30 protein-coding genes are annotated in these 25999 nt (G+C 46.8%); 13 read left to right on the top strand and 17 right to left on the bottom strand.

Annotated elements, in window-relative coordinates:
• From EGV91_RS01895 to EGV91_RS01875, 5 genes are all read right to left on the bottom strand, one after another.
• Positions 1–1149: pyrimidine-nucleoside phosphorylase (locus EGV91_RS01895; protein ID WP_135500488.1), on the bottom strand; the 1149-nt coding region annotated here is incomplete at its 3' end.
• Between the two features lie 19 nt (positions 1150–1168).
• On the bottom strand, positions 1169–2353 hold the full coding sequence (gene deoB, locus EGV91_RS01890; RefSeq protein WP_135500487.1) for a phosphopentomutase: 1185 nt from the start codon (positions 2351–2353) through the stop codon (positions 1169–1171).
• Positions 2354–2427: 74 nt separating this feature from the next.
• Positions 2428–3330 carry a site-specific tyrosine recombinase XerD gene (gene xerD, locus EGV91_RS01885; RefSeq protein ID WP_135500486.1) on the bottom strand — a complete coding sequence of 301 codons (903 nt, stop codon included), beginning with the start codon at positions 3328–3330 and terminating at the stop codon, positions 2428–2430.
• 441 nt (positions 3331–3771) lie between these two features.
• Positions 3772–4233: a ferric iron uptake transcriptional regulator gene (fur, locus tag EGV91_RS01880; RefSeq protein ID WP_135500485.1), complete on the bottom strand. Its 462-nt coding sequence runs from the start codon at positions 4231–4233 to the stop codon at positions 3772–3774.
• An 84-nt stretch (positions 4234–4317) separates the two neighbouring features.
• Positions 4318–4887, bottom strand: a complete 570-nt coding sequence (locus EGV91_RS01875; RefSeq protein WP_135500484.1) for an NUDIX domain-containing protein — start codon at positions 4885–4887, stop codon at positions 4318–4320.
• 79 nt (positions 4888–4966) lie between these two features.
• On the opposite strand from EGV91_RS01875, the gene EGV91_RS01870 reads away from it, so the two are divergent.
• Positions 4967–5869 carry an aldo/keto reductase gene (locus EGV91_RS01870; protein ID WP_135500483.1) on the top strand — a complete coding sequence of 301 codons (903 nt, stop codon included), beginning with the start codon at positions 4967–4969 and terminating at the stop codon, positions 5867–5869.
• Positions 5870–5876: 7 nt separating this feature from the next.
• A complete protein-coding gene (locus EGV91_RS01865) occupies positions 5877–6410 on the top strand; it encodes a VTT domain-containing protein (RefSeq protein ID WP_241666086.1) in 534 nt (177 codons plus the stop codon).
• Positions 6411–6478: 68 nt separating this feature from the next.
• Here the strand turns inward: EGV91_RS01865 and EGV91_RS01860 are convergent, their stop codons facing one another.
• Positions 6479–6922, bottom strand: a complete 444-nt coding sequence (locus EGV91_RS01860; protein WP_135500482.1) for a hypothetical protein — start codon at positions 6920–6922, stop codon at positions 6479–6481.
• A 172-nt stretch (positions 6923–7094) separates the two neighbouring features.
• On the opposite strand from EGV91_RS01860, the gene EGV91_RS01855 reads away from it, so the two are divergent.
• Complete coding sequence (locus tag EGV91_RS01855; RefSeq protein ID WP_135500481.1) at positions 7095–7445, top strand: thioredoxin family protein; 351 nt, start codon at positions 7095–7097, stop codon at positions 7443–7445.
• A 231-nt stretch (positions 7446–7676) separates the two neighbouring features.
• Here EGV91_RS01855 and EGV91_RS01850 read toward each other — a convergent pair whose 3' ends face one another.
• Both EGV91_RS01850 and EGV91_RS01845 read right to left on the bottom strand, forming a co-directional pair.
• Positions 7677–8621, bottom strand: coding sequence for a cation diffusion facilitator family transporter (locus EGV91_RS01850; protein ID WP_135500480.1), 945 nt, complete (start codon positions 8619–8621; stop codon positions 7677–7679).
• 41 nt (positions 8622–8662) lie between these two features.
• Positions 8663–9370, bottom strand: a complete 708-nt coding sequence (locus EGV91_RS01845) for a DNA alkylation repair protein (RefSeq protein WP_135500479.1) — start codon at positions 9368–9370, stop codon at positions 8663–8665.
• A gap of 163 nt (positions 9371–9533) precedes the next feature.
• On the opposite strand from EGV91_RS01845, the gene EGV91_RS01840 reads away from it, so the two are divergent.
• From EGV91_RS01840 to EGV91_RS01830, 3 genes are read left to right on the top strand one after another with little or no spacing between them, the layout of a single operon-like run.
• Entirely contained in the window at positions 9534–9986 is a 453-nt protein-coding gene (locus EGV91_RS01840; RefSeq protein ID WP_135500478.1) for a MarR family winged helix-turn-helix transcriptional regulator, read from the top strand.
• A gap of 24 nt (positions 9987–10010) precedes the next feature.
• Positions 10011–10520: a spermidine/spermine N(1)-acetyltransferase gene (gene paiA / locus EGV91_RS01835; RefSeq protein WP_135500491.1), complete on the top strand. Its 510-nt coding sequence runs from the start codon at positions 10011–10013 to the stop codon at positions 10518–10520.
• Between the two features lie 23 nt (positions 10521–10543).
• Complete coding sequence (locus tag EGV91_RS01830; RefSeq protein WP_135500477.1) at positions 10544–11158, top strand: FMN-binding negative transcriptional regulator; 615 nt, start codon at positions 10544–10546, stop codon at positions 11156–11158.
• A gap of 100 nt (positions 11159–11258) precedes the next feature.
• Here EGV91_RS01830 and EGV91_RS01825 read toward each other — a convergent pair whose 3' ends face one another.
• On the bottom strand, positions 11259–12017 hold the full coding sequence (locus tag EGV91_RS01825) for a TerC family protein (protein ID WP_135500476.1): 759 nt from the start codon (positions 12015–12017) through the stop codon (positions 11259–11261).
• Between the two features lie 363 nt (positions 12018–12380).
• Here EGV91_RS01825 and EGV91_RS01820 point away from each other — a divergent pair, with 363 nt between their 5' ends.
• The 3 genes from EGV91_RS01820 (at position 12381) to EGV91_RS01810 (ending at position 15236) form a co-directional block, all read left to right on the top strand.
• On the top strand, positions 12381–12767 hold the full coding sequence (locus tag EGV91_RS01820) for a MerR family transcriptional regulator (protein WP_135500475.1): 387 nt from the start codon (positions 12381–12383) through the stop codon (positions 12765–12767).
• Between the two features lie 38 nt (positions 12768–12805).
• The gene (locus EGV91_RS01815) at positions 12806–14110 is read left to right on the top strand and encodes a hemolysin family protein (protein WP_135500474.1); all 1305 of its coding nucleotides are present in this window, start codon (positions 12806–12808) and stop codon (positions 14108–14110) included.
• A 67-nt stretch (positions 14111–14177) separates the two neighbouring features.
• On the top strand, positions 14178–15236 hold the full coding sequence (locus EGV91_RS01810) for a hemolysin family protein (protein ID WP_135500473.1): 1059 nt from the start codon (positions 14178–14180) through the stop codon (positions 15234–15236).
• A gap of 93 nt (positions 15237–15329) precedes the next feature.
• Here the strand turns inward: EGV91_RS01810 and EGV91_RS01805 are convergent, their stop codons facing one another.
• Positions 15330–15818, bottom strand: a complete 489-nt coding sequence (locus EGV91_RS01805; RefSeq protein WP_135500472.1) for a GNAT family N-acetyltransferase — start codon at positions 15816–15818, stop codon at positions 15330–15332.
• Between the two features lie 224 nt (positions 15819–16042).
• On the opposite strand from EGV91_RS01805, the gene EGV91_RS17195 reads away from it, so the two are divergent.
• Positions 16043–16183, top strand: a complete 141-nt coding sequence (locus tag EGV91_RS17195; RefSeq protein WP_175580253.1) for a hypothetical protein — start codon at positions 16043–16045, stop codon at positions 16181–16183.
• A gap of 91 nt (positions 16184–16274) precedes the next feature.
• On the opposite strand, the gene EGV91_RS01800 is transcribed toward EGV91_RS17195, so the two are convergent.
• From EGV91_RS01800 to EGV91_RS01775, 6 genes are read right to left on the bottom strand one after another with little or no spacing between them, the layout of a single operon-like run.
• Positions 16275–17351 carry an ABC transporter ATP-binding protein gene (locus tag EGV91_RS01800; RefSeq protein ID WP_135500471.1) on the bottom strand — a complete coding sequence of 359 codons (1077 nt, stop codon included), beginning with the start codon at positions 17349–17351 and terminating at the stop codon, positions 16275–16277.
• Positions 17348–18184, bottom strand: coding sequence for an ABC transporter permease (locus EGV91_RS01795; RefSeq protein ID WP_135500470.1), 837 nt, complete (start codon positions 18182–18184; stop codon positions 17348–17350). The genes EGV91_RS01800 and EGV91_RS01795 overlap by 4 nt, the downstream gene beginning before the upstream one ends.
• Positions 18184–19068: an ABC transporter permease gene (locus tag EGV91_RS01790; protein ID WP_135500469.1), complete on the bottom strand. Its 885-nt coding sequence runs from the start codon at positions 19066–19068 to the stop codon at positions 18184–18186. The genes EGV91_RS01795 and EGV91_RS01790 overlap by 1 nt, the downstream gene beginning before the upstream one ends.
• Positions 19052–20299, bottom strand: a complete 1248-nt coding sequence (locus tag EGV91_RS01785; RefSeq protein WP_135500468.1) for an ABC transporter substrate-binding protein — start codon at positions 20297–20299, stop codon at positions 19052–19054. The genes EGV91_RS01790 and EGV91_RS01785 overlap by 17 nt, the downstream gene beginning before the upstream one ends.
• A 36-nt stretch (positions 20300–20335) precedes the next feature.
• Positions 20336–20995 (bottom strand): TVP38/TMEM64 family protein, encoded by a 660-nt coding sequence (locus EGV91_RS01780; RefSeq protein WP_135500467.1) that lies wholly within the window; start codon positions 20993–20995, stop codon positions 20336–20338.
• On the bottom strand, positions 20992–22875 hold the full coding sequence (locus EGV91_RS01775) for an FAD-dependent oxidoreductase (protein ID WP_135500466.1): 1884 nt from the start codon (positions 22873–22875) through the stop codon (positions 20992–20994). The genes EGV91_RS01780 and EGV91_RS01775 overlap by 4 nt, the downstream gene beginning before the upstream one ends.
• Before the next feature lie 193 nt (positions 22876–23068).
• On the opposite strand from EGV91_RS01775, the gene EGV91_RS01770 reads away from it, so the two are divergent.
• The 3 genes from EGV91_RS01770 to EGV91_RS01760 are packed head-to-tail and all read left to right on the top strand — an operon-like array spanning position 23069 to position 24966.
• Entirely contained in the window at positions 23069–23650 is a 582-nt protein-coding gene (locus EGV91_RS01770) for a CDP-alcohol phosphatidyltransferase family protein (protein ID WP_135500465.1), read from the top strand.
• 15 nt (positions 23651–23665) lie between these two features.
• On the top strand, positions 23666–24757 hold the full coding sequence (locus EGV91_RS01765; protein WP_135500464.1) for an FAD-dependent oxidoreductase: 1092 nt from the start codon (positions 23666–23668) through the stop codon (positions 24755–24757).
• Positions 24754–24966, top strand: coding sequence for a hypothetical protein (locus EGV91_RS01760; RefSeq protein ID WP_135500463.1), 213 nt, complete (start codon positions 24754–24756; stop codon positions 24964–24966). The genes EGV91_RS01765 and EGV91_RS01760 overlap by 4 nt, the downstream gene beginning before the upstream one ends.
• Before the next feature lie 199 nt (positions 24967–25165).
• On the opposite strand, the gene EGV91_RS01755 is transcribed toward EGV91_RS01760, so the two are convergent.
• Positions 25166–25960 carry a phosphotransferase gene (locus EGV91_RS01755; protein WP_135500462.1) on the bottom strand — a complete coding sequence of 265 codons (795 nt, stop codon included), beginning with the start codon at positions 25958–25960 and terminating at the stop codon, positions 25166–25168.
• Between the last annotated feature and the right edge of the window lie 39 nt (positions 25961–25999).

Genomic DNA, 25999 nt, shown 5'->3' with positions numbered 1-25999 from the left:
TTTTTTATGAAGCACAATGCCGACTGCTAAATCGATTTCCGATTCTTTCGTCGCTCGCCCAGCACCAAGCACCATCGCTGCTGTACCGATTTCGTCCGCTTCCATAAAGGAAATATAGCCCTCTTTTGGTGAAGGGACTTCTTTTGTGAATTTCGCTTGAGGCAATAAGCTGACATCGTCGACAACTGCAGGGTTTCCGCCTTGAGCCGCGATGAATTGCTTCATGACTTCGAGCGCTTTGCCGTTCGCGATCACTTCTTCGAGCATCGCACGTGCTTCTTCAAGCGTCTCCGCTTTGCCGCCGACAACGACCATTTGGCTGCCGAGAACCAAGCATAATTCCGTCAAATCTTCCGGTCCGTTGCCTTGCAAGGTTTCAATCGCTTCTTTTACTTCCAGCGCATTGCCGATGGCGAAGCCAAGTGGCTGGCCCATGTCAGAGATGATTGCCATTGTTTTACGGCCGGTCGAATTCCCGATGCCTACCATGGCATGCGCCAACTCTTTTGCATCTTCTTCCGTTTTCATGAATGCGCCTTCGCCGATTTTCACGTCCAAGACGATGGCGTTTGCGCCAGCTGCAATTTTTTTGCTCATGATCGAACTTGCGATCAATGGGATGCTATTGACCGTCGCCGTCACGTCGCGCAGTGCGTATAGTTTTTTATCGGCTGGCGTCAAGTTGCCGCTTTGGCCGATGACCGCCAATTTAATGTCGTTGACTTGTTTGATGAATTCTTCAGTCGTCAATTCAACGTGGAAGCCTTCGATGGCTTCCAGCTTGTCGATTGTACCGCCCGTGTGGCCAAGGCCGCGCCCGCTCATTTTCGCAACCGGTACGCCGCAAGCTGCAACGAGTGGCCCAAGGACCAACGTCGTCGTATCGCCAACACCGCCAGTCGAATGCTTATCGACTTTGATGCCTTCGATTGCAGACAAATCGATTTGGTCGCCTGAATTCGCCATCGCCATCGTCAAATCTGCGCGTTCGCGTTCCGTCATGTTCTGGAAATAAACCGCCATCAGAAATGCACTCATTTGGTAATCGGCTATTTCACCTTTTGTATAGCCCGTGATGATAAACTGAATTTCTTCAGTCGTCAGTTCCAAGCCGTCTCTTTTCTTCTCGATCAAATCCACCATTCTCATGACTTGTTCCCCGCCTTTCTTATTTTAAATTCGTTAGGATGCTCGTGCCGAATTCCGGCATAGGTGCTGAGAAATTATCAGCGATTGTCGCGCCAATATCAGCAAAGGTCTTGCCAAGCGCCAATTCTTTGCCGCCTTCAAAACGTGGTGAAAATGCAAGCAACGGCACAAATTCACGAGTATGGTCAGTGCCTGGGAATGTTGGATCGTTGCCGTGGTCAGCAGTGATGATCAGTAGATCATCTTCATTCATCTGTTCAAGCACTTCCGGCAGCCTGCGGTCGAACGCTTCCAGCGCTTCTGCATAGCCTTTCGGATCGCGTCTGTGGCCGAATAGCGCATCAAAATCAACTAGGTTCAAAAAGCTCATGCCTGTAAACGATTCACCGGCAACTTCCACCAATTTGTCCATGCCATCCATATTGTCTTTAGTGCGGACCGCTTTCGTCACGCCTTCGCCATTGAAAATATCATCAATTTTGCCGATGGCGATCACGTCTTTGCCGATGTCTTTCAATTCGTTCATGACGGTACGGCCAAATGGTTTCAAGGCATAGTCATGACGATTTGTTGTCCGTTTGAAAGCTCCTTTTTTGCCTAGGAACGGGCGCGCAATAATGCGGCCTACCAGGAATTCAGGAGACAGCGTCAATTCACGTGCGATTTCACAGATACGGTAAAGCTCTTCAAGTGGAATGATTTCTTCGTGCGCTGCAATTTGGAGAACCGGGTCGGCAGAAGTATAAACGATGATTGAGCCTGTCTCCATATGTTCTTCTCCGAGTTCGTCCAAAATTTCAGTTCCGCTTGCCGGCTTATTGCCAATGACTTTGCGGCCAGTTTTTTCTTCCAGCTGCTGAATCAATTCCGCTGGGAAGCCATCTGGATACACTTTGAATGGTGTATCAATATTGAGTCCCATGATTTCCCAATGCCCGGTCATCGTATCTTTTCCGACAGAAGCTTCCTGCAATTTACCGAAATGCGCCGCAGGCTTTTCCGCTGGCGTAAGCCCTTTCACAGGAACGATGTTTGCAAGCCCAAGCTTCTCCATGTTCGGCATAGAAAGCCCGCCAACTGCTTCTGCAATATGGCCTAATGTATTTGATCCTTTGTCTCCGTATGCTTCAGCGTCCGGTGCTTCACCGATTCCCACTGAGTCCAGTACTACAAGGTGAATTCGTTCAAAAGGTTTATTCGTCATTTGTCTTCCTCCTTATTTACGATTCTATATTACCATAAAAAGAGGTCACGTCAGAAGTCAGACCTCTTTTATTTTTAAGCACGCGGATGAAATTGTGAATATACATCCTTTAAGCGTGTTTTGCTGACATGCGTGTAGATCTGCGTGGTGGAAATATCGGCGTGCCCGAGCATTTCCTGGACCGCCCGCAGGTCTGCCCCGTTCTCGATCAAATGCGTCGCGAACGAATGGCGCAGCGTATGCGGCGTCAATTCTTTCTGGATGCCTGCTTTTTGGGCATGCTGCTTCAGCAATTTCCAGCAGCCTTGGCGTGTCAGGCGTTTTCCGCGTTGATTGATGAACAGCGAATCGGTTTTTTCGCCTTCTTTCAACAATGCCCCGCGAGCGCTCGATAAGTATTCCTCACAAGCTGAAAGTGCGGATTTTCCGAGCGGAATGATGCGTTCTTTGCCGCCTTTGCCGAAACAGCGGACAAAGCCCATCGTCAAATTGATATCTTCAACATCGAGATTGATGCATTCACTGACGCGCATACCGCTTGCATACAAGAGCTCAAGCATGGCCCGGTCGCGCACCCCATTAGGTTTACTGGCATCGGGCGCTTGGATCAATGCATCGACTTCTTCTATAGAAAGGATATTCGGGAGCTTCTTCTCCATTTGCGGCATTTCCAAATGGACGGTCGGGTCATTGTCGACAACCCGCTCACGGATCAGGAATTGGTGGAACGAGCGGATTGAGGAAATGTGGCGCGCCACAGTCCGGGAAGTTTTGGTCGTTTCTTTGAGATGGCGCAAGTGATTCAGGATATGTACGCGTTCCACTTTTCTGAGAGATTCCAGTTGCTCGACTTCTTTCAAATACTGGAGATAGCTTTTCAAGTCCCTTTCATAGGACGTTAAGGTGTTATCGGCAAGCTGCCGTTCCACCCGCAGGAAATGCAGGTAGTCGTCTAAAGCATCTTTGGCGTATTTCACATGAATCCCTCCAGTTGGTTTAGTGTATGGATGTTTAAAATATCTTTTCATTTCGCTTCAGGCGGACGCGTTCCGCGGGCCTGGCTTCAGTCTCCTCGTCGCTAACGCTCCTGCGGGGCCTTCAGCTCAGGCTTTGCCCGCTGGAGTCGCCGCCTTGCGCTTCATTCAAAGGATAATTCTAAATTAAAAATCATTATTTTTACCAAAGAACAAGAAAGATTTACTTTCTGAAGTTTTTTTCGGTTCTTCAGATATGGAGCAAAATAGCTCCGACTCCCGCGGGATAGCGCAGTGCCGAAATCCACTCGGGCGTTAGCACGAGTTAGTTCGGCGCAAGCCCGCAGGAAAGCGGTGCTATTTTGCGGAGTATCTGTTATTAACCTTTTAAGAATAGAAAAAGGAAGGGCGGCCTATCAGGGCCGTCCTTCCTTTTCTCACCAGTCATTCGGATGCATCTTGTGAGCTGCGGTCATGGCAGCGCCAGCAGATGCCATGAAAAGTAAGACGGTGGTCTTTAATTTGAAAGTTGAACCGTTTTTCTACGACGGCTTCCACATCTTCTAGCAGGTCTTCCTGTATTTCGTCTACTGCTCCACACTCTATGCATACCAAATGGTGATGGAAATGGGCTGCGCCTTCTTGGCGCAGATCATAGCGTGATACGCCATCACCAAAGTTGATTTTGTCGACAATTTTCAATTCAGTCAATAATTCCAATGTCCGATACACAGTCGCCAATCCGATTTCCGGTGCGATGTCTTTTACCAACAGGTAGACGTCTTCCGCACTGAGATGGTCTTCTTCGTGGTCTAACAGGATTCGGACGGTCGCTTCACGCTGTGGCGTCAGTTTGTAACTGGCAGCATGCAATTGTTTTTTAATACGGTCAATTCTAGTTTCCATGCGACGCCCTCCCTAAACTGCCTTTATTATATCAAAAGACGGTTCTCATTTACAAGGAATATAATCATTCTTTATTTATAATGATTATAATCTAAGGGCTTGGCTATTCTCATTTACTAGATGTTGTTTTGCCCACAGGACAGCAAAAGCAGTTTTCGCATCAAAGATCCGGTTGTCTTTCATCATTTGTTCCGCTTCTTCAATCGTGACTTCGAGCAAATCGACAAATTCGTCTTCGTCCAATATTGCGCCGGATTCGGATTTTTTCAAGCCGATTGCACCATAGACATGGATGATTTCGTCTGCGAAGCCTGGCGAAGTGGAGAACGATTGGATCAACTCAAGCCGCTCTGCCGTGTAGCCTGTTTCTTCTTCCAATTCACGCATGGCTGTATAGGAAGGCTCTTCGCCTTTTTCGATTTTGCCAGCAGGTATCTCAATAATCGAACGTTCAAGCGCTTTGCGGTATTGTTCGACCAGGATCAGTTTGCCTTCAGGCGTTAAGGCGATCAACGCAACGGCTCCCGGATGTTCCACCAATTCACGCTTGGATGTATGGCCATTCGGCAATGAAACTTCATCGACTTTCAGGTTAATGACTTTCCCTTCGTAGATGCGTTCCGAAGTGATGGTTTTTTCTTCAAACTTTTTCATGGGAAACCTCTTTTCGTTTGTTATTTCTCTATCGCAAAGTATACCATAAGAGAAACGACATACTAAACGAGGTGGCTGCATGAAAAAGAATGATTTAGGAAATAGTGGGATTGAAATCAGCGAGATCGGCTTGGGCTGCATGTCCTTGCCTTTCGACCTTCCGGAAGCGAAAGCGATTGTGCGCGAAGCACTGGAACACGGCATCAATTATTTCGATACGGCGGATTTATACAATAAAGGAAAAAACGAAGAGCTTGTCGGTGAATTGCTGAAAGGCAGCCGGAAGGATATCGTCCTCGCGACGAAAGTTGGTAATGAATGGGACGCCCATTCGGATGAAGTAAAGTGGAATGCGACGAAACCTTATATCTTGAAACAAGTCCACAATAGCTTGAAGCGCCTGCAAACGGATTACATTGACGTCTACCAGCTGCACGGAGGCATGATGACCGACAATAGCGAAGAAACGATCGATGCATTCGAAAGCTTGAAAAAAGAAGGATTGATCCGGGCATACGGCATTTCTTCCATTCGACCGAATGTCATCAAACGCTTTTTGGCGGACAGCGACATTGCTTCTATTATGATGCAGTACAGTCTGCTGGATCGCCGCCCGGAAGAATTCCTGGAAGAAATCGGTTCAGCCGGCCGTTCCGTCGTGACGCGCGGCTCATTGGCAAGAGGCTTGTTGACGAACAGCGGCTTGAAACGCGCCGCTGATGGCAAAGGTTACCTGACTTATGACGATGCTGAGCTGAAAGCGGCACTGCAAGGTTTGATGGAAATCCACGGCAATTTGAATGCATTGGCTGTGCACAGCGTGTTGGCCAATCCGACTGTCGCTTCGGTCATTGCGGGTGCAAGCTCTGCGGATCAGCTCCGTGAAACGCTCGCTGCGTACGACACTTCTGTTTCAGCTGAGCAGATTCAACGCGCCAAGAAACTGACGAAGCAAGACCGTTACCAGGAACATCGGGAGTAACGTGTAAATGGATTTATTGTTCATTGTACAATTACTCGCAATGATCGCCGGCAATCTGCTGATTGGGGCGATCGGCTTTATTCCCAGCGTTTTTATGACCGCCCTCAATATTTCCTTGTACGGCCTCGGCGCTGGACTGCTGCTTTCGCTGATCGGCGAAGTGTTCGGCGTTTGGATCGGCTTCCATTTATACCGCTTTGGTTTTTCAAAGATGAAAGACGAGTGGCGGCGGCATCGGCTGTGGCGTTATTTGCACAGCCGGAATGCCAGCCAAATCTTTTTCGGCATCATCGCTCTTCGGCTCCTGCCATTTGTACCCTCAGGCCTTGTGACAGCTGCCGCTTCTGCCACTCCGGTCCGCTCTTCCCACTTTTTGTTGGCGAGCACAATCGGCAAGATTCCGGCTGTCGCTTTCGAAGTAGGGGCAGTTTACGGCTTTACGCAACTGGTTCCGGCTTTTTATCAATACCTCATACTGGCGTTGTTGCTCGCGGCTACGCTTTTGGGGTGGGTAATCACAAAACACCGCTCCGCTAAATAAAATAAAAAGCTGCCTGCAAAGTCATTTTCAGACTATCCGCAGGCAGCTTTTCTACTCGTTCTTTGGCATTACGGCGTTTCCGCTTGAATGTTGACCGCTTCGAGCTGTTCCCTCGTGTCTAATGCAACGTCCAGGGACGCTGCTATCGCTACACCTATCCCAGCCACATGCAGTGAGCCATCACCGTACTGACTGGAAACGATCGTGATATCCTGTCTGGCTTCCCCTAAACGATTTACTAATGAAGACAGTCGCTGGTCATAATAACGGTATTCTTCCAATGTAATCGTATTTTTAGATTTCAAGTGCCCGGTGATCGCCGTTGTTTCATCGTTAACTCCAAAAACATTGTTTTCAATCGGTTCCAAAGCTTTTTCAATTTGTGTTTGTTCTTTAATGGATACTGAACTTTCATGGCTGCCATCTTCGTTTCCCGCGAATGCAGCAGGCGCTGCAAACACCAAACTGATGGCTAATGCAGGTGCGGTAATTTTCAAAAGTGAAGTTTTCATTAATTCCTTCCCCCTTCAATTACTTATTCCGTACACCGTCAATATACCTTATCTACTCTTGCATAATCAGTTAATGCCATTATTTAATATGGGTGAAATCTGCCTGCAATCTCATGACAAGCATGAAAACTCTGCTTTATGCACTGACAGACAGGGTATTGAAGAACAATAGATGAAATCAAAAGGAGTGGTTTTTGTGCAGCAATTGGCAACAATGGACGAAGTGAAATTATTTGAAGCATCACCTGACCTCAATTTCCTTTACGTGCTGACAACAGGTTGCGGCGTATGCCATGCGCTTCTTCCGCAAATAGAAGAAGTGTTCGCGGAATATCCGAACATCCAAACACGGCAAGTCAACGCGGCTGACATTTCAGAACTTGCTGGCCATTTATCGATTTTTACAGCACCCGTACTGATTCTGTTTTCTGACGGCAAAGAAATCTTACGGGAAGCACGCTTTGTCCATATCGATGAATTTGATCAAAAAATCGCCAAAATTTATAAGGGATTTTATTCATAAGGTGTTTTGCCTTTAAAGTTGGCAGATTTAAGTGTCTACCGGAAGCTTTTCGCAGGCGAAAAGCGATTTACCGCCGTTTACTTGCGCCATTTCGGATTTACTTGCAGAAATTCGTAAATTGCTTGCACTAAACGGCTGTTTACTTGCGGCAAATCATCTTTTACTTGCAACAACACGAACCATCAAAAAAACTGCCCGGCACCCCAATAAAAGGCGTGCCGGGCAGTTTTTCTACTGTTTATGATGTTCATGTCCGCCGTCTTCTTCGTGCATCGGGCTGATGAGGTTGTTGTCGTGTGGATGTTCTTTGTTTTCCATCTGGATCGTAACGTGGCCAATTTTCAGATCTGCCAAAATTGCTTCAATCCGGCGCAAAAGCTGCTGGCATTCTTCAAATGTCGTGCCTTCTTCAATGACGACATGCCCCGATAAAGAATTTTGGCCGCTCGTTATACTCCAGACATGCAGATCATGAATGTCGACCACGCCATTGATGTTTTTGATGGCACCGACCACTTCGTCTAGGTCGACGTTGCGCGGCGTCCCTTCCATCAGGACGTGGATCGCCTCTTTAGTGACCCGCCAGCCGCTTGTCAACACGAGCACCGCAACGACGACGCTCATCAACGGATCGGCAAAATTCCAGCCAAAGAAGAAAATCAGCAAAGCCGCAATGATCGCACCGACGGACCCCAACAAATCGCTTAGCACGTGCAAAAATGCTGCGCGCACATTCAGATTCTCTTTGGTGTCGCCGCCCCGCATCATAATCCACGCTACCAGGAGATTGACGAGCAGCCCGATTACAGCAATCGTCAGCATCCCCAGCGATTTCACTTCCACGGGATCAGCGAAACGATGGTACGCTTCGTAAAAAATGTAAACTGCGACAAGCACTAGCGTCACTCCGTTGAAAACTGCCGCAAGTATTTCAAAACGCTTATAGCCATATGTTTTGAAGCGATTTGCCGCTTTTTCACCAAGCGTGAAGGCCAGGACCCCGACGCCGAGTGACACGGAATCGCTCAGCATATGGCCCGCATCTGCAATCAATGCCAGGCTATTCGTCAAATAACCGCCAATAAATTCAATGATCATATAGGCTGCTGTAATCGCAAACGCAATTTTCAGCGTCCGTTTGTTTTTGCCATGGGAATGGTTATGTCCGCTGCCCATTTCCATCCTCTCCTGTCCAGTATGCTGGTGCAGCAATTACGTTAACACCTGACATACTTCCGTTTAAATCCAATTCTGTTTCTTGTTTTCACTTTTTCAATGCTTTCCAACGCATTCAGGAAACTGCTTTTTTTACCGTCTTTCTTCAATTCGACCAGCCCCACTTGGGCCGCTGTCTCCAGCGCTTTTTCGTGCAGCGGCAAATAAGAAGTTCCTACCGTATAAAGGAAATTGTTCATCGCCGATTTCGTGCGTTCCGGCGAATCGTGTATGGTGCTTTTCACAAAATCGAGCATATCGGCAATTTTTCTTTCCGAAAATTCTTCGTCTTTGCGGTTGCCCAGCATCCAGCAATAACAACTCCAGCCGGCTGACATCTTCAGTTCCTCACCGCTTGCGATCCATTTGTCCGAAATGCTTTGTGCAAGATCCGATTCCGCTAACGTGACAGCCACAATATAGTCGGAAATCATATAGAAATAAGCCGTTTCCATCCAGCGCTCATAATCAGCTTCATCCATGGATTTCGGATCAGCGATAATGCCGGCAAAGTACATGGCATCATAATTTCCAGTGGCGTATAATTCATCCGCCAATGCCTGGTCGATTTTTATCTTTTTTGATAAGGGCTTCATCGCCCCGGTCGCGACGCCGAAAAGCGGCTCCTGCGCGCCATTGGACAGGTAGATTTTTTTCGTCCGCTCTTTGCCGAGCGCCTCCAGCTCTTGCATGACCGTTTCACACTCCATCGTTTCCCCGCCCTTTCAATTAAAAACTGAATATGAATCTATCCATTAAGTTTACACTATAATACCCAAATTCTTCATACGAAAATTTTTGTTGCAAATGCAACGATTATTTTTTATACTGAATTAAGCATTTATTGCATTTACAACAAAAAAGGAGCATACGATGAAAGAAATTCTGCGGGAAATCGGCATGATCGCCAGAGCCTTGGATTCCATCAGCAACATAGAGTTCAAAGAATTCGACTTGACGAAAGGGCAGTATTTATATATCGTGAGGATTTTTGAAAATCCAGGAATCATCCAAGAACAATTGATCGATTTGATCAAGGTGGATCGCTCCACTGCCACGCGTGCCCTTCAAAAACTTGAAGCGAGTGGATTTATCGAGAAGAAAAGCGATCTGACCAATAAAAAAATCAAACGCCTCTTCCCCACTGAAAAAGGGAAAACGGTCTATCCATTTATTAAAAGTGAAAATGAATATTCGGAACAAATGGCTTTGAAAGGTTTTTCACAAGAAGAAACAGATGCGGCATTCCAGCTTTTGCAGAGCATCCGAAAAAACGTCGAAAAAGATTGGGAATTTGTAAAGAAAGGCCATAAGCGAAACTATTAATTTCTTAAAGGAGCGACTCCAGTGATGACGATTAAAAAATGCAATTTGGAGAATGCCAGTGAACTCCAAAGAATCAGTGTTGAAACATTCACGGAAACATTCAAAGAGCATAATTCCCCAGAGCACCTGAATGCCTATTTGGAAAAGGCTTATAACTTGGAGGCATTGAAACAGGAGCTTGCGAATCCGTCTTCGCATTTCTTTTTCGTTTATTGGGAGCAAGAAATCGCTGGGTACTTGAAAGTCAATATGGATAAAGCGCAGACCGAAGCAATGGGCAGCGGCTCGCTGGAAGTCGAACGGATTTACGTAAAACAGCATTACCAAAAGCATGGCCTTGGCAAAGCGCTGTTGAATAAAGCATTTGAGATTGCGCTAGACGAGAAGAAACAGGCGATCTGGCTGGGCGTGTGGGAAGACAACACCAACGCCATTGCATTTTATCAGAAAAAAGGATTTGTCCAAACGGGTTCGCACTCGTTCTTTATGGGCGATGACGAGCAAGTGGACTTGATTATGACCAAAACACTCTAATAATTCTTGAGAGGCGGATTTTTTTGTATATTCCTAAACATTTCAAAGTTGCAGACCTGGAAGAAATCCAGGAATTCATCCACACAAATTCATTCGGTACATTGATCACCACAAAGAATGGCAAACCCATTGCGACGCATTTGCCGCTTCAATTGGTAAAAGAAGAAGATGATTATTTCATCACCGGGCATATGGCTTTTGGAAATCCCCAATGGCGGACATTCGATACATGCGGTGATGTGCTTATTACGTTTCAAGGCCCGCATGCCTATATTTCTTCTTCGTGGTATGAAAAGGAAAATGTACCAACATGGAATTACCAAGCTGTTCATTTATATGGTGCAGCGAGACTTCTAGACGAAGCCGAATTAAAAGCCGACTTGACGAAGTTGATGCAGAAATACGAACAACACCGTGAACATCCTGTTTTATGGGAGACACTGTCTTCAGAAATGCTCGAAAAAGAGCTGAAGGGAATAGTCGGTTTCAAGATTCACGTGACGGAAGTCCAGGCCGCCTTCAAGATGAGCCAAAACCGCAACGAAACGGATTATCGGAACATCATCGACCACTTGAAGAAAGAAGAAAATGCAAATTCTTCACAAGTCGCTGAAGCGATGGACAGAAAAAGAAAGTGAATGAAAAATGCATCCTGCTTTTCGAGCAATAAAAAAAGAAGAAACTCGTTAATGAGTTTCTTCTTTTTTTGGTTTATATGGCGAAAAAGGATAAGCGCCTTTAGATTTCTTGCGCTTTCTTTTTCTTGACGCTGATCCATGCCCCTACAGCCACAATTCCCAGAAGAATAGACCAGAAAATCAGTTTCCATTCCGTAGAATGGGCGAAGTCATAAGGCAGGATTCCTAAGTCTTTATGCGCCAGTGTGAGAACCAATAGCTTGACGCCGACCCAGCCAACGATTACAAATGCGGTTGTTTCCAATTGCGGATAATTTCCCAGCAACTTGACGAATTTATGGGCGGCAAATCGCATGATGATGATTCCGACTAATCCACCGATAATCATAACGCCGAATTGTCCACCGTTGATTCCGCCAATTTCTGCATTCCCCAGATGCGGCAGCGTAATAGCCAACGCCACTGCAGCCAGCATGGAGTCGATCGCAAAGGCAATATCGGCCAATTCCACTTTCAAGACGGTCATCCAAAAGCCGGAACCTTTCGTTGCTTCGGGCTCGAGGGAATGTTCCTTCCCTTTGCGCTGGTCGTAAATGTGCTTAAAGGCGATGAACAAGAGATACGCCGCTCCCAAAGCCTGGATCTGCCAGACATCCACCAGAAGCGTAATCATGAACAATGCAGCAAAACGGAAAACGAATGCCCCCATCAATCCATAAAACAAAGCTTTCTTCTGTTGTTCTTGCGGCAAATGCTTGACCATGACCGCCATGACGACCGCATTATCTGCAGCCAATAACCCTTCCAGTGCAACCAGCACCAACAACACCCATAAATACTCCAATAAAATCGCTTCCAATTTTTATCCCCCTTTTACTTTATTACAACAAAAAAGACCCTTGCCTAATTAAAGGCAAAGGTCTCGCTAAGCAAAATTTTTGCTATCACAACCGATGGCTACGAACCATGTAATGACGATTGTGAAATAGGTTTCCCTATAGCTACTCCCCTTCGACATAAAGTCAAAGTCTGTTTAGTTGTAAGAATAGTATAACATCTCACTATAAATTCGTACAGAACAAAACTTTGTCGAATTAATGGCAATCATTAATGGAAATACAAAATCCCAGGCAAAACCAATACGTTCTACTGTATGGTTAGAAATCCTTTATGGTAGGATACTCTTAACAAAAAAGGAGGCGTTTGCATTGGGAAGGGCTTAATGAAAATTGGCGAAGTCGCAAAATTAAGTGGTGTATCTGTCAGAACGATCGATTATTACACAAGTTCGGGGCTTTTGGATTTTGAACGGTCAGCTGCCAATTATCGGTTATACCCGGATTCCGTCTTGCAAACGCTCGAACGGATCCAGTTATTGAAAAACCAACGCTTGTCCATTGCGGAAATCAAAGAGGCACTTGATTCAAGCTCGCAGTCAGAGACAGCTGTTTTGGTCGAAGATGTATTCGAGGAATTCAATTGCCTTCAAAAAAAGATCACCCGCTTGGAAGAACAATTAAAAGATGCACCTGCACATGTAAAGGTGCAAATAAGCAAAGCACTTGAAAGCAAGATGGTCGCCATCGCGTCCTTATTGGCTTTGCTGTAACTAAACTTGGAGGTGAATCCCTTTTACAGGGAACATAAGTGGATATAATTACGGTACTGAATTTAGGGTTATTGGTCGTATTACTCGGTTTAACAGCCTTTTTCGTCGGATCCGAGTTTGCAGTCGTCAAAATCAGAATGTCGCGCCTTGATCAATTGATTGCAGAAGGAAACAAGAAAGCGGTAATGGCCAAAAAAGTAGCGGGCAATTTGGACTACTACTTGTCTGCCTGCCAGCTGGGCATTACCGTAACAGCACTTGGGCTCGGGGCGCTCGGAAAGCCGACAGTCGAACGCTTGATGTATCCGATATTCGACTTTTTCGCTGTTTCGGATGCAATAGCATCTGCCTCTTCCTACGCAATCGCGTTTATGCTTGTCACCTATCTCCACGTTGTACTTGGCGAGATGGCTCCTAAAACATTGGCGATTGAATACGCTGAAAAAATGTCGTTGCTGCTTGCGCCTTACCTTTACTGGTTCGGAAAGATTATGAAGCCATTTATTTGGTTATTGAACGGGGCAGCCCGAGTTTTATTGCGCATGTTCGGCGTTCAGCCAGCTGGCCACGAACAAGCTTATTCTGAAGAAGAACTGAAAATTGTCATGGCGCAAAGTTCAGAAGGCGGCGCGATCAACGAAACCGAACTTTCCTATATGGAAAATGTCTTTACGTTTGATGAACGTGTTGCAAAAAATATCATGGTGCCGCGGACTGAACTGGTTACGCTGGACAAAGATATGCCACTTGACGAAATCATAGCGCTTTTGGATGAAAACAATTATACCCGTTACCCCGTAACGGAAGAAGGCGACAAAGACCGCATTCTTGGGTTTGTCAGTGCAAAGAAAATGCTTCCGCATATTGTCGCCGGCCGTGAATGGCAACTTGAGAATTTCGTTTTGGAATTGCCGACCGTCTTTGAAATGACTGGCCTGCAAGATGCCCTCCTCCGCATGCAGAATTCCCGCGTCCATATCGCGCTTGTGGCGGATGAATACGGCGGCACCGCCGGCATGATTACAATGGAAGATATTCTGGAAGAAATCGTCGGCGAGATCCGCGACGAATTTGATGCGGATGAACAGCCCGAAATCAGCAAAATCAGCGAAAACCGCTATTCGATTAACGGACGCGTACTTTTAAGAGATTTAGAGGAACGTTTCGGCTTAACTTTTGAAGAAGGCGAAGACATTGATACAATCGGTGGATGGATCCACTTTAAGAGTGTAGGAGAGGCTCATATCGGCCAAACATTGGCGATGGGCACTACACTTTGGACGGTCACTGAAATGGATCACCAGCAAATCAAACAAGTGGAATTTGAGCAAATTTCAAAATAATAGAGTGTGACAGCAATCAGTTTTCATTATTCAACGGAGGTGAATCCCCCATATCGGGGGAACCATATTGGATGGACAAATAATAATCAACTTACTGCTCATCGTATTGATGATCCTTGGAACAGCGCTTTTTGTCGGCGGTGAATTCGCCATTTTGAAAGTGCGGATGTCCAGAATCGACCAGCTGATTTCAGAAGGCAATAAAAAAGCGATTCTTGCTAAAAAAGTAGCGAACGAACTGGATTATTACTTATCCGCCTGCCAGCTCGGGATTACCGTAACGGCTTTAATACTCGGGGCGCTAGGTGAACCTACAGTAGAGCGGCTGCTGCATCCGGCATTCGAATACTTTGCAGTACCGGAAGCTTTAGCTACAGCTCTTTCTTACGCCATAGCACTCAGCATCGTCACGTTCCTGCACGTTGTCATTGGAGAGCTTGCGCCAAAAACCTTGGCCATCCAATATGCAGAACGGATGACTTTGCTATTGGCCCCTCCCCTTTACTGGTTCGGCAGAATCATGAGCCCTTTTATATGGGTGTTGAACGGCTCAGCCCGTTTGTTTTTAAGATTGTTCAAAGTGGAGCCTGCTGGACATGAAGAAGCCCATTCAGAGGAAGAGCTAAAGTTGATCATGGCTGAAAGCTTCCAAAGCGGTGAAATCAACCAAACTGAATTGACGTATTTAAAAAACATTTTCGCTTTTGATGACCGCGTTGTTAAAAATATCATGATTCCGCGCAATAAAATTGTGACGGTCGATAAAGCTTTATCTCATTCAGAATTCTTTGCAGCATTGGATGAACACGAATATACGCGTTATCCGGTTACCGAAGGCGGCAATAAAGATACATTAATCGGCTTCATCAACACGAAAGAAGTGTTGACCAGCATGGCTGCGGGGCGAACACAGGAACCTGAAACATTTATACACGCAATGCCCCGTTTTACTGAAACGACTCCGATACAAAAAGTTTTAACAAAAATGCAGCAAAGCCGAACTCACATGGCAGTTGTCACAAGCAAAGATGGCCTTTCGACTGTCGGCCTTGTAACCATGGAGGATATTTTGGAAGAGATTGTCGGCGAAATCAGTGATGACTCCTTCGAAGCAGAACCAATTTAATTTGATGTCCAGATGTTAAAAAGAAGAGGCGCCGTGTTGGACGCCTCTTCTTTTTGCTTTCAAAATCCGATTGCTTATCCAAAAATATTACGTCTACTGAATAGGCAAGACCATTCTGGCCATTTTTGTAATAAGCCCATCCAGATTGTCATTGAACTCAGAATGAATATGAAAGCCTTTGGCCTTATAGAAGGTTAATCCAGATTTATTTTCTTTTTCCACATCTGCTATAAGTGATTGGGCTCCATTTAAATTCTTGATGCCCTCTCGAAGAAGAGCTGTACCGATACCTTCTCCTTGATATTCTGAAAGGAGATAAATCGCACCCAATTCAGCAATGTTTCCTTGTTTCACCGTTGAGAAGTTCGCAAATCCTACAACTTCCCCGCTCACTTCGGCCACGTAAAGAGAAGAAACTTCCAAGCGTTTGTGCATCATGCTATCGCTATAAGCGCTTCCTAAAAAAGTTTCTTGAATTTCCATTGGGATGATTCCGTTATAAGTGGATTTCCAACTTTCCCTTGCTACATTTTGAACTGCTTTTATATCTTTCTTATCCATGTCTCGGATGTGGAAACCCATATTTAAATTCCCCCCCTTTTTCTATGTGTACTAGTTATAAAATCTGTAATGAAATCTTTCAAAACACATTAAACAAGTTTAAACCTAACTTTAACTTCTTTCTCTATATTCCAATTTACCCCAAAAATGTATAATTAGCAAAACGATTTTTATTAGTAAAGGTATATTGAATGAAAGTAAAAGCAGAAATACGATACCTATCATAAAGAAAAGAGGTCCTGCCCATGAAAAGTTTCATCGATGATTTAGCTGGAGCGATTTTTGATATTCTGAATTTGTTTTGTTATTTCCTTGCCGGCGGAGTGATTGTGAGCGGAGCTATGTTTGCGATTGTGGGGATTGCAAACTTCATAACCGGAAACTAAAAAATCCGCGAATGGCAGACGCTTTTCCAGCGCTTCCATATGCGGATCTTGCATTCATCGATTTACCGAACTTGTTTCTTCAATAAACCGCTTATTTCTCCACTATCCAAACATCTTTCAAGTCAACCATTAAATCAACCTTTTGACCGGCGGTGGCGTTTTCCCGTTGCCGGCTGGAAAATACACATTCCAGCTGCTCGTCGCCCACTTGTACTTTGCATAGATAAAATCCGTGCTTGAACCGCAGCTGCTGGATGACTCCACTGACATGCAGCGAGCCCTTTGGCGGCAGAGAAGCATTAGGCATAAGTTCAACCGCTTCCGGACGCAGAACCAAAAAGCCCTGTCCGGCTTGAAAGCGGTCATTTACAGCAAATTCAAAATTGCCGCCTATCGAAGAAAAACGGCCGTCGCTGACTGTTCCTTCAATGATGTTTTTCAACCCCAGGAATGTAGCCGCTGTTGTGCTGGCCGGGCGTTCATATAAGTCCCGGGCATTTCCCACCTGCAGCAATTCCCCTTCGTTCATGATGCCGATCCGGTCCGATAAATAGAACGCTTCTTCCCGGTCGTGCGTGACGAACAGCACGGTGACGCGGAACTCTTTTTGGATCCGGCCCAGCAGCTCCCTCATTTCTTCCCGCAGGATCGGGTCCAATGCACTGAACGGTTCATCCATCAGCAAGACACGGGGATTGGCAACGAGCGCTCTTGCTAGCGCCACGCGCTGCTGCTGGCCGCCGCTCAATTCGTCCGGCAGACGGCTGCCGTAGCCAGCCAAGCCGACTCTTTCGAGCATCGCACGGGCTTTATCGAGCCGCTGTTTTTTGCCGACTTTCTGCATCTTCAGACCGAATGCCACATTGTCTTCTACTGACATATGCGGAAACAGCAGCGATTGCTGAAAAACCATCGCGAACTTTCTGGATTCAGACGGGACCTTCGTGAGATTGGTGTCCCCTACCCAGATTTCGCCGCTGTCAGCCTGCAGCAACCCGGCAACTAATTTCAGCAGCGTCGTCTTGCCACAGCCGGATGGGCCAAGCAGCGAGAAAAATTCACCTTCGCGGATTGTCAACTGGATTGGTTGAAGAGAAAACGCCGGATCGCCTCTTCGCTCAGTTTGTTTAAACTGCTTTTTTATATTGATGATGCGCAAATCGTTCACATTTCCACCCCTCTCTGCTGGCCTTTAACCGTTGAGGCTTTTTTGTTTTTATAATAGTTCTTTAATGATACGTCCATCACCAGCAATGTCAAGATGGCCATTCCCGCAAACAACAGCGAATAGGCGGACGCAATGGCAGGATCTCCGCCGCTAATGAACGGAAACAGCAGGATCGGCAATGTCACGACTTGACCCGAACCAATCAGAAATGTGATTAAATATTGACTCAAGGAAATCAGGATGCTCAAACTCGCACCCGCTGCGATGCCCGGCATTAAATGCGGCAGCACGACGTGGAAAAAACGGGAAAACGGGCCGGCGCCCAGCATACGTGCCTGGTCTTCCCAATCGACGGATAAGGTATTATAGCTGATCATGACGGCACGCACCATATAAGGCAATGTTGGCGAAAGGTGGGCCAAAACAACACCGAATATCGTCTCAGTCAATCCGAGGCGCAAAAACGTCAAATGAATACCCATGACGGCAACAAATGGCGGAATGACAATCGGAGCAAAAATGATGGCTTCTGCCAGCCATTTGCCGGTGAATTTATTGCGCGACAAAGCATTGGCAGCCGGCACGGCCAGCAAGATGTTCACCGCAGTGACAATGCCAGCAATCAGCAGACTGGCTCCCACTGCCGGCCAGGTGCCCGAGCTGCCGGCCAGCACATATTCCCAAGCTCGGAAACTGTAGGACTCAGGCAAGACATTCGGCCATTGCCAGCCAAACGATACGCTCGACAAAAGCAATGGGAGGAATGGAAATACGATGACAAGGAAGACGATAGAGAAGAAAAACAATCTGATCAGATTCGAGCGTCGCTCCATCAATTCCACCCCTTTAAGACATTCCAGCGCTTGCTGAAAAAATAAACGGCCAGACCGAGAAGAATGGTCAAAGCTGCCAGGATAATGTTGACGGCTAACGCTTCCGGTCGATCAGCCAATGTACCGCTCGTGTAAAGCTGATACGAATAAACCGGCAGCATGCTTGGATAAGTGACGCCAAGCAAATAAGGCACTTCGAACGCAGAAAATGTAAAGACAAAGACGATAAAAGCTGCTATGGTCCATGCAGGAAAAATAATCGGCAGGACGATTTCCCGGATGAATTGCCAGCCTTTTGCGCCAAAAACCCTGGACACGTCGCGCCAGGAGCTGTGGATGCGCGTCAAGACTGGATAAATCATCAACGACACAAAAGGAGCCTCTTTCCAGGCATATGCCATGATGATGCCCCAGCCGAACGGATCATTGACCAACACCGGGAAATCCGAGATATCATCAATCACTCCCGCTGTGGCCAGAATCTTCGATAAAAAACCGCTTTGCATGAACAACAGGACGATGATATAGCCGCCGACAAGATGCGGAATGGTCAGCGGCAGCTGAAACAAGCGCTGCCAAAATCGCGGAGCCCCCGATTTCGCGGACTCGCTGAGCATAAACAAGGAAATCGCAATGATGCCGCCAAGTATTGATGCAATCAAGGAAGACAAGGCTGCCACTCTTGTGGTCAGGGCGAGCGACTCCCAGAAATCGCTTGAACCCAGCAATCCAGTATAAGCGGTAAGGTCCAGCTCCATTTTTCCGATTGCCGGAAAGTACCCCAGGCTTTTCAGCAGCCCATCAAAAAGTCCCCCAAAAAACAGGAGGACAATCGTGGCGGTGGCGGGCAGCAGCAAAAGATACGGTTTACTCTTTTGCAACATGTTCCATCCACCCTTTTTCGATGATTTCAATGTAGTCCGCTGATAATTCCGGCAAGCGATTCGCTTCCAGCTCTTCCAAAGGCAGTGTCGCGTTGCCCAAATCCACATCGGTCATGGCCTGGCGCTGTTCGGGAGATAACTTTTCCAAATCGAGCGCCGATAAATCACCCCAATTTTCAGGAGACAGTTTCGCGGTCTGCGCTGCCGGCGACAGCAATTCGTTGATTGTGACCATGGCCCCCGCCTTATCGGATGAGTTGAATGGAATCGATAGGAAATGGGTATTGGCAAGCGTTCCCCCGTCGAGCAAGAATGTCCGGGTCGATTCCGGGAATCGGCCTTTCAGCACTTCACTGGCTGCCAGAGCCGGATCGTAGCTCATCGTCAGTCCGACTTCTCCACTCGCAAACAATTGGTCTTGTTTGGTCAGGCTTTCTGGGTAAGTTTGCCCTTCACGCCATAAAAAGGGTTCAATTTCGTTCAAGTATTGCCACATCGGTTCGAAGCGCGCTTCGAGATCATTGATTTCAGCAGCAGGCTGCTGGTATTGTTCATGGCCGCCTGTCGTTTCATATAAGACGTGGCGGATGAACGCACTGCCCGTAAAGTCAGGCGGCGCCGGATAAGTGAATTGCCCCGGATTTTCTTTTACCCAAGAGGCCAGTTCCTCCATTGATTTCGGCGGATTCGGCGATTTGTTTTCATCATGCACCAAAACGAATTGCGCTTGGCCCCACGGTGCTTCCAAGCCGTCTACCGGCTCCCCGAAATCTTCTGCGATTTCAGGAGCATCCGCATCGATATAATCCGTGAAATTCGGCAATTGTCCGCTGAAGTCGCCCCACAGTAGACCGTTGTCTTTCGCTGCTTTGAAGTTTTCGCCGTTGATCCAAACGATATCCATGCTGCCATCGGTTTTGCCGACCGACTTTTCATCAAGCAATTGATTGATGATGTCCTGTGCATCGTTCATCGGCACCCGAGTCAGCTCGATGCCATGTTCTTCTTTCATGCGCGGCGCAACCCATTCGTCCAGGTAGCGGTTGATGTTGTCGTTGCCGCCCCACATATACATATTGACTTCCTGCCCAGCCGCAGCGTCCGACACTTCCTGCCAATCGCTCGCCAGCAAGTTTCCAGAGTTATCCTGAGACCCTTTTTCAGCGTTCTGAGAGCAAGCAGCCAACCCCAGTGCCAGTATTCCAGAGGTTAAGAGTGTAAATTTCTTCATTTTCTCCACTTCCTAAATCCATTGATAAACTTCTTGTTATGCATCCGGTGACTGCTTTTTGCTCCAGCGATTGCGGATGACAATTGGCACAACCGTTAAGACGATGAAGACCACGACAGCCAAAAGGATGATTTGCGGGTTGCCGCTGACAAAACTGCTTCCCAGGAAATTATACGCAAACGTTCCTGGAATGATGCCGATCAAGGTCGCCAGTGCAAATGAACCGAAACGGACTTTCGCCAGTGCCGCCATATAGCTGATCAAATCAAAATTAATGACCGGAATCAACCGGAACAGCAGCACGTAGAAAAAACCGTTGTGTTCCATCTGGGATTGGATTTTGCCAGCATTGCCGGTCCATTTTCCACTCATCAAGCGGGTACCCAACGTTTTTGCAACAGTAAACGACAGCAAGGCACCCAATGTTGCACCGATGATGGTGTAAAGTGTGCCGAGCCATGCCCCAAACGCCAAGCCTCCGGCAATGGATAATACCGAGGCTGGAAAAAAGATCAGCGGCCTCACCGTGTAAATGATGATGTAGATAATGGGTGCCCAAATGCCGAACGACAAAATCCATTTGCGAATGCTATTCGCATCAATTTGAAAAACAGAGCGGCTGATCCAAATGGCTATGCCGATGGCAAGAGCAAGCAGCAGCCATTTCCCGAATCGGCGAACGGTTTGTTTGCTCATGAGTTGCGGCTATGAGTCGAAATGCCGAAATAGCGGTTTCTCATTTTTTCATAGCGTTTGCGGTTGACGCCTGCGTCTGAATAGCCGACCCGTGACGCTGAACGGAATTCGATGTGCTGTGCTGCATCGTTAAAGTAAAATTCGATGTCGTCCTTGAAATGCATCTTTTTCGATTTTGCAACCGCATAGACGTAATTGTCTTCCACCTGCAGAATCGTAACGCCTTCGTAGCCTTTCAGCATGCCGATGACGTTCTTTTTCGCTTCGCTTCTGCTGCCGTTATATGGCCATGCCGGCACATATTTGTCTTTGTCATGGGATTGCGATGATACCGCATTCGGCGTCGACGGCATCGGTTTCAATCGCCCATTTTCCACGCCCAGTTTCGGTTTGATATTGTTTTTGACTGCCATATCGGCAATGCCGATTCCTGCTGCAGCGACAGCACCGTACGCCGCAATTTTCCCTGCTGGAAGTTCCCCGGCTTTTGCCTGATTGAAAGTCTTGACAATCGGCTGGTTCAATAAATTATCGACGTATACCTTCTTGCCGATTTTCACCAACACTTCACTGTACGTCGGATAAGGATGAATGACACCGGATAATTTGCCCATATTGATGTGCAGCGATTTGATGGTCTGGATTTGGCTTATGATTTCACCGGCGCGGTCTCCCAAGATGCTCGCCCCTAAAATAAAGCCCTTTTTATCCAGAATGATTTTCACTTTGCCGATGCTGTCTTTCTTTGTATTGGCACGGTCCAAATCCGCATAATCGTGTTCGTAGATGCGGATGGAATCGCCGTATTTCTCACGCGCTTCTTTTTCAGACATTCCCGAGCGACCGAGTTCAGGATCCGTGTATGTACACCACGTGACATGCTCGTAATCCATTTTTTTATTGATCGGCAAAATCGCATTTTGCGCAGCGGTGATGCCTTGTGCATTCGCCATGTGCGACAATTGGTAAGGTCCGACGACATCTCCGATTGCGTAGACACCTTTCGCCGTGGTTTCCAAATGATTGTCGACCGTGATGCTTTTCTTCGTGAATTCCACGCCTGCTTGTTCCAAACCGTAGCCTTTGACATTCGCTTCACGCCCCAGCGCGACCAACAGCCCTTCACTCGTAACCATCTTTTTGCTGCCGTCTTTTTCAATTTCCAAATCGATCTGGCCGCCTTTTTGTTCCGCTTTGACTGCAGTCGCGCCGGTATGGATCGTAACGCCTTCTTCGATCAAGCGCTGCTGGATCATCAATACCAGTTCTTCTTCGTCTTTTGGCAAAATGCGCTCGAATTTCTCCACAAGCGTCACTTTGACGCCGATGCGGTTCAAGGCTTGGCTCAATTCCACGCCGATTGCCCCGCCTCCGAGAATCGTCATTGTTTTCGGGAAAGATTTCAAAGTGAAGAGGGTTTCATTCGTTAAATAAGATACCTTGTCCAAGCCGTCAATCGGCGGTACCATTGGCGACGATCCAGTAGACAAGATGACTTTTTTCGCTTCGATGCGCTCGCCGTCCACTTCCAATAAATGCGGTCCGATGAATTTTGCGTAGCCGTTGATAAAATCGATGCCTGACTCTTTCAATACTTCAGGGGATTCGCCGGCATAGACTTTTTGGATGACGTCCTGGATGTCTTTCAACACGACAGCTGTGTCGATTTCCAGATTTGGGCTGTATTTTTTGGCGTGATGGATTTCTTTTGCCGTATTGATCAGCGATTTGCTCGGAATACAGCCTGACCACGTGCATTCTCCGCCCGGCAAGTTCTTATCGATGAGCACAACACTTTTTGAAAATCCGGTTCCGGTAAAAGCGGCCGTTAGCCCTGCTGCACCCGCTCCAATTATTGCGATATCATATTTTTTCACCATCTCGACCATTCCTTTCTATTCTTCGAATTATGTTCATCTTAACAAAAAATCGAAATTACTTGCGCCTCTAAGCCATTGGACTCAAGAGAAAATCGGCTCTAAGCCCTAGTTCCTTATACAGAGGGGGATTACGGGTTTAGAATGGAAACATATTATATACTGAAATTATCTTGATAACGAAAAGGTGATTTCCATGCTCGACACACATGCACGAAAACATGTTCAACCTACTGTGGAAAAAACAGCTGACTTTCTGCTGAAAATGGGGTTCTCTGCCGATGGGGTCACCAAGACCGCCTTTGCCATTGGCGTATCGTCCGGCCTCTTCATCTATTTGGATCAACCGCTGATTGCCATTCTGGTTCTTTGGCTCTCCGGCTATTTGGACGTCGTCGACGGCACCATGGCGCGAAAAACCAAGCCTTCTTCTTGGGGCACGCTGCTCGATATCAGCTTTGACCGTGTCGTCGAGATCAGCGTCATTCTGGGGCTGGCATTCCGTTTCCCCGACTCGATGTGGGCATTATTGCTGCTCAGCGTTTCCATTATTATCGGCATGACGGTATTCTTGACTGTCGGCGCCTTATCCGAAAAACAAGGGACGAAATCGTTCTATTACCAGGCAGGCTTGGCTGAACGGACAGAAGGCTTTATACTCTTTACCCTGATGATTGTATTTTCAACGTATTTAACAGCCATCACGTTAATATTTGTAGCCGTGCAATTGATCACTATTGCCCAGCGCATGGCTGAAGCAAAGCGGATTTTGAAATAGACGGGAGCAAAATGAATGAAAACCTTAGTTTTTGTGGGAGGCGGACATGCTCACCTCCATTGCCTGGAGCAAGTGAAAAGCGAAGCACTAAAGAATTTGCGTGTTGTGCTGATTTCCCCTTCGCGCCACCAATACTATTCGGGCATGTTTTCCGGATACACGGAAGGCGTATACAATTTAGACGATATCCGAATCGACCTCGCAAAGCTTTGCGAAAAAATTGGTTGCACATTCATCAAAGATACCATTGTCGCTGTCGACGCACAGGCGAAAACATTAAAGGGTGAAGGTGGAGCCGTTTATCGCTATGATCTTGCATCGTTTGATATCGGTACGCGCACCGCTATTCCTGATGCGGTGAAAGAACATGTCTCATCGATCAAACCCAATTACCGGTTTCCGGAACAATTGCTGCGGCTGCGGAATTCCTCCCATCCGGTCATTGTCGGCGGCGGCGCAGCAGGAGTGGAGCTGGCCTTTTCCATCCAAGCCTGGAGAAAGCAACATGCCTTGCGGGCCAACACAATTCTGTTAAGCTCAACTTCCCTGCTTGCTAACGAAGGCGCCGCATCGTCAAAGAAAATCGAAGCGATTGCCCTGCAAAAAAAGCTGCCTTTTTTCACAGACGCGTCGGTTGAAGCCGTTAAAGAACAACAAGTTATAGCCACTAACGGGGATTCGTATCCGCAAACGGATGTGTTATGGCTGACGGGGCCAAAAAGCGATGATATGTTCAGGAATTCCGCCTTGCCGACAGATGCCGATGGATATCTTCTCGTCAACCGAGCGTTGCAAAGTGTCGGGCACCCCACTATTTTCGGTGCCGGGGATTGCATCTCGATTGACCGCTATCCGAAGCTTGAGAAAAACGGCGTCTACGCGGTGCGGCAGGGCCCCATCCTTTGGAAAAATCTAAAAAGCAGCTTATCCGCAGATAAACTGATACCGTTCAAACCCCAGAAACATTTTATGTCCATTCTCTCGACTGGCGATGGCGAAGCTTTCCTGACTTACGGAAAGCGCTCTATCCATGGCAAGATTCCCTGGAAAATCAAGCAGCGCATCGACCGCAAGTTCATGAAGCAGTTTAAGGATCTTTATGAATGACCAAAGACTTGCTGCAATTGTTTATCCACTCCAATGAATTCTTGCAGCTTGTCTACTTCGCAAGCTGCTTTTTGCTGGATTATTATACTTCTGTTGAGGAGTTTCACCTTTTTACTTCTGAGTTTCCACTTGTGGAGCGCGAAATCCCACATACGCCTCTTGAATTTCACCTTTTTCTCTTCGAGTCCTCCCCTTTTTCTCTTGATTAAGATGATTTAGAGTGGAATGTCATTGCTGAAGGAGTCGAACAAAAGAACAGCTGGACTTTTGAGAAGAAAGTTATTGCTACAAAAATAAAACGAGCGGCTCCAAAGGAGATGCTCGTTTTATTATCGAGTTGGCTTATATAACAGCAATAGCTCATTTCGTCGAAAACACCCCTGAAGCCCCAAAGCTGATTGATGGTCCCTACTTCCAATCCTCGCCATGCAAACGAATAAATTCAATCTCTTTTTCATAATGTTCAACATGTCCATCAGCTATCATCTTTTGAAAAGCAGCGTCACCTTCATCGGCTCTTCGCTTGATTGTCATGCACAATCCTTCCAGCCGCAGCAACACCATTGCTAAGTAATCTCCATTAAATTCCTGGCCGTATGCCGCAAGAAACAGATTCACTCTTCGTTTTATCCGGTCTGCATCTTGGGCTGCCTTGTAATATTCATGCGTCCCATCTCTCTGAGAAAGATTATACCTGCTTAATGGGACGCATGTGTACAGCGCATAAGCGATATCCCAAAGTCTTGGCCCCGGCCCAGCAACATCAAAATCGATTATGCCCACTGGTTTTTCATCCTTAAAAACAAGATTATAAATCGCAAAATCATTGTGGCAGAGCACCTCATAAATGGGTGGTGTAAGATCCAACGGCTGCCAGCTGTCATCAAGAGGAAAATCACTCACAGCATCATGATAGTGACGCAGCATCTGCGCAATTTCCTTTAAAGAGTTATCCGACCACATATACGGTTGCACCGGATAATTGCCGACTTCTCCTTCGATAAACGACAGAATCTCTCGGTCTTTTTCATCAATTCCCAAAAACTGAGGTGAATAGCTGAAATTCCTGTGTTTCAAATGCTTCAGTAATTTGTGGATTTTCACGCTTTCAGGTTTTAATTTCCGCCGCACCGTATTGCCCAAACGATAAACGCCGGACACATTGCCGCCCTCGAGTTTTATTTCTTTTTCAGATTCCGCCATAAAATAATCCTCCCTTGATCGGGCTTGGTGCACATTATT

The organism is Planococcus koreensis, from assembly GCF_004761975.1.
Taxonomy (GTDB): Bacteria; Bacillota; Bacilli; order Bacillales_A; family Planococcaceae; genus Planococcus; species Planococcus koreensis.
The sequence above is the reverse complement of the archived record's forward strand: the minus strand, read 5'-3'. Positions and strand labels throughout refer to the sequence as shown.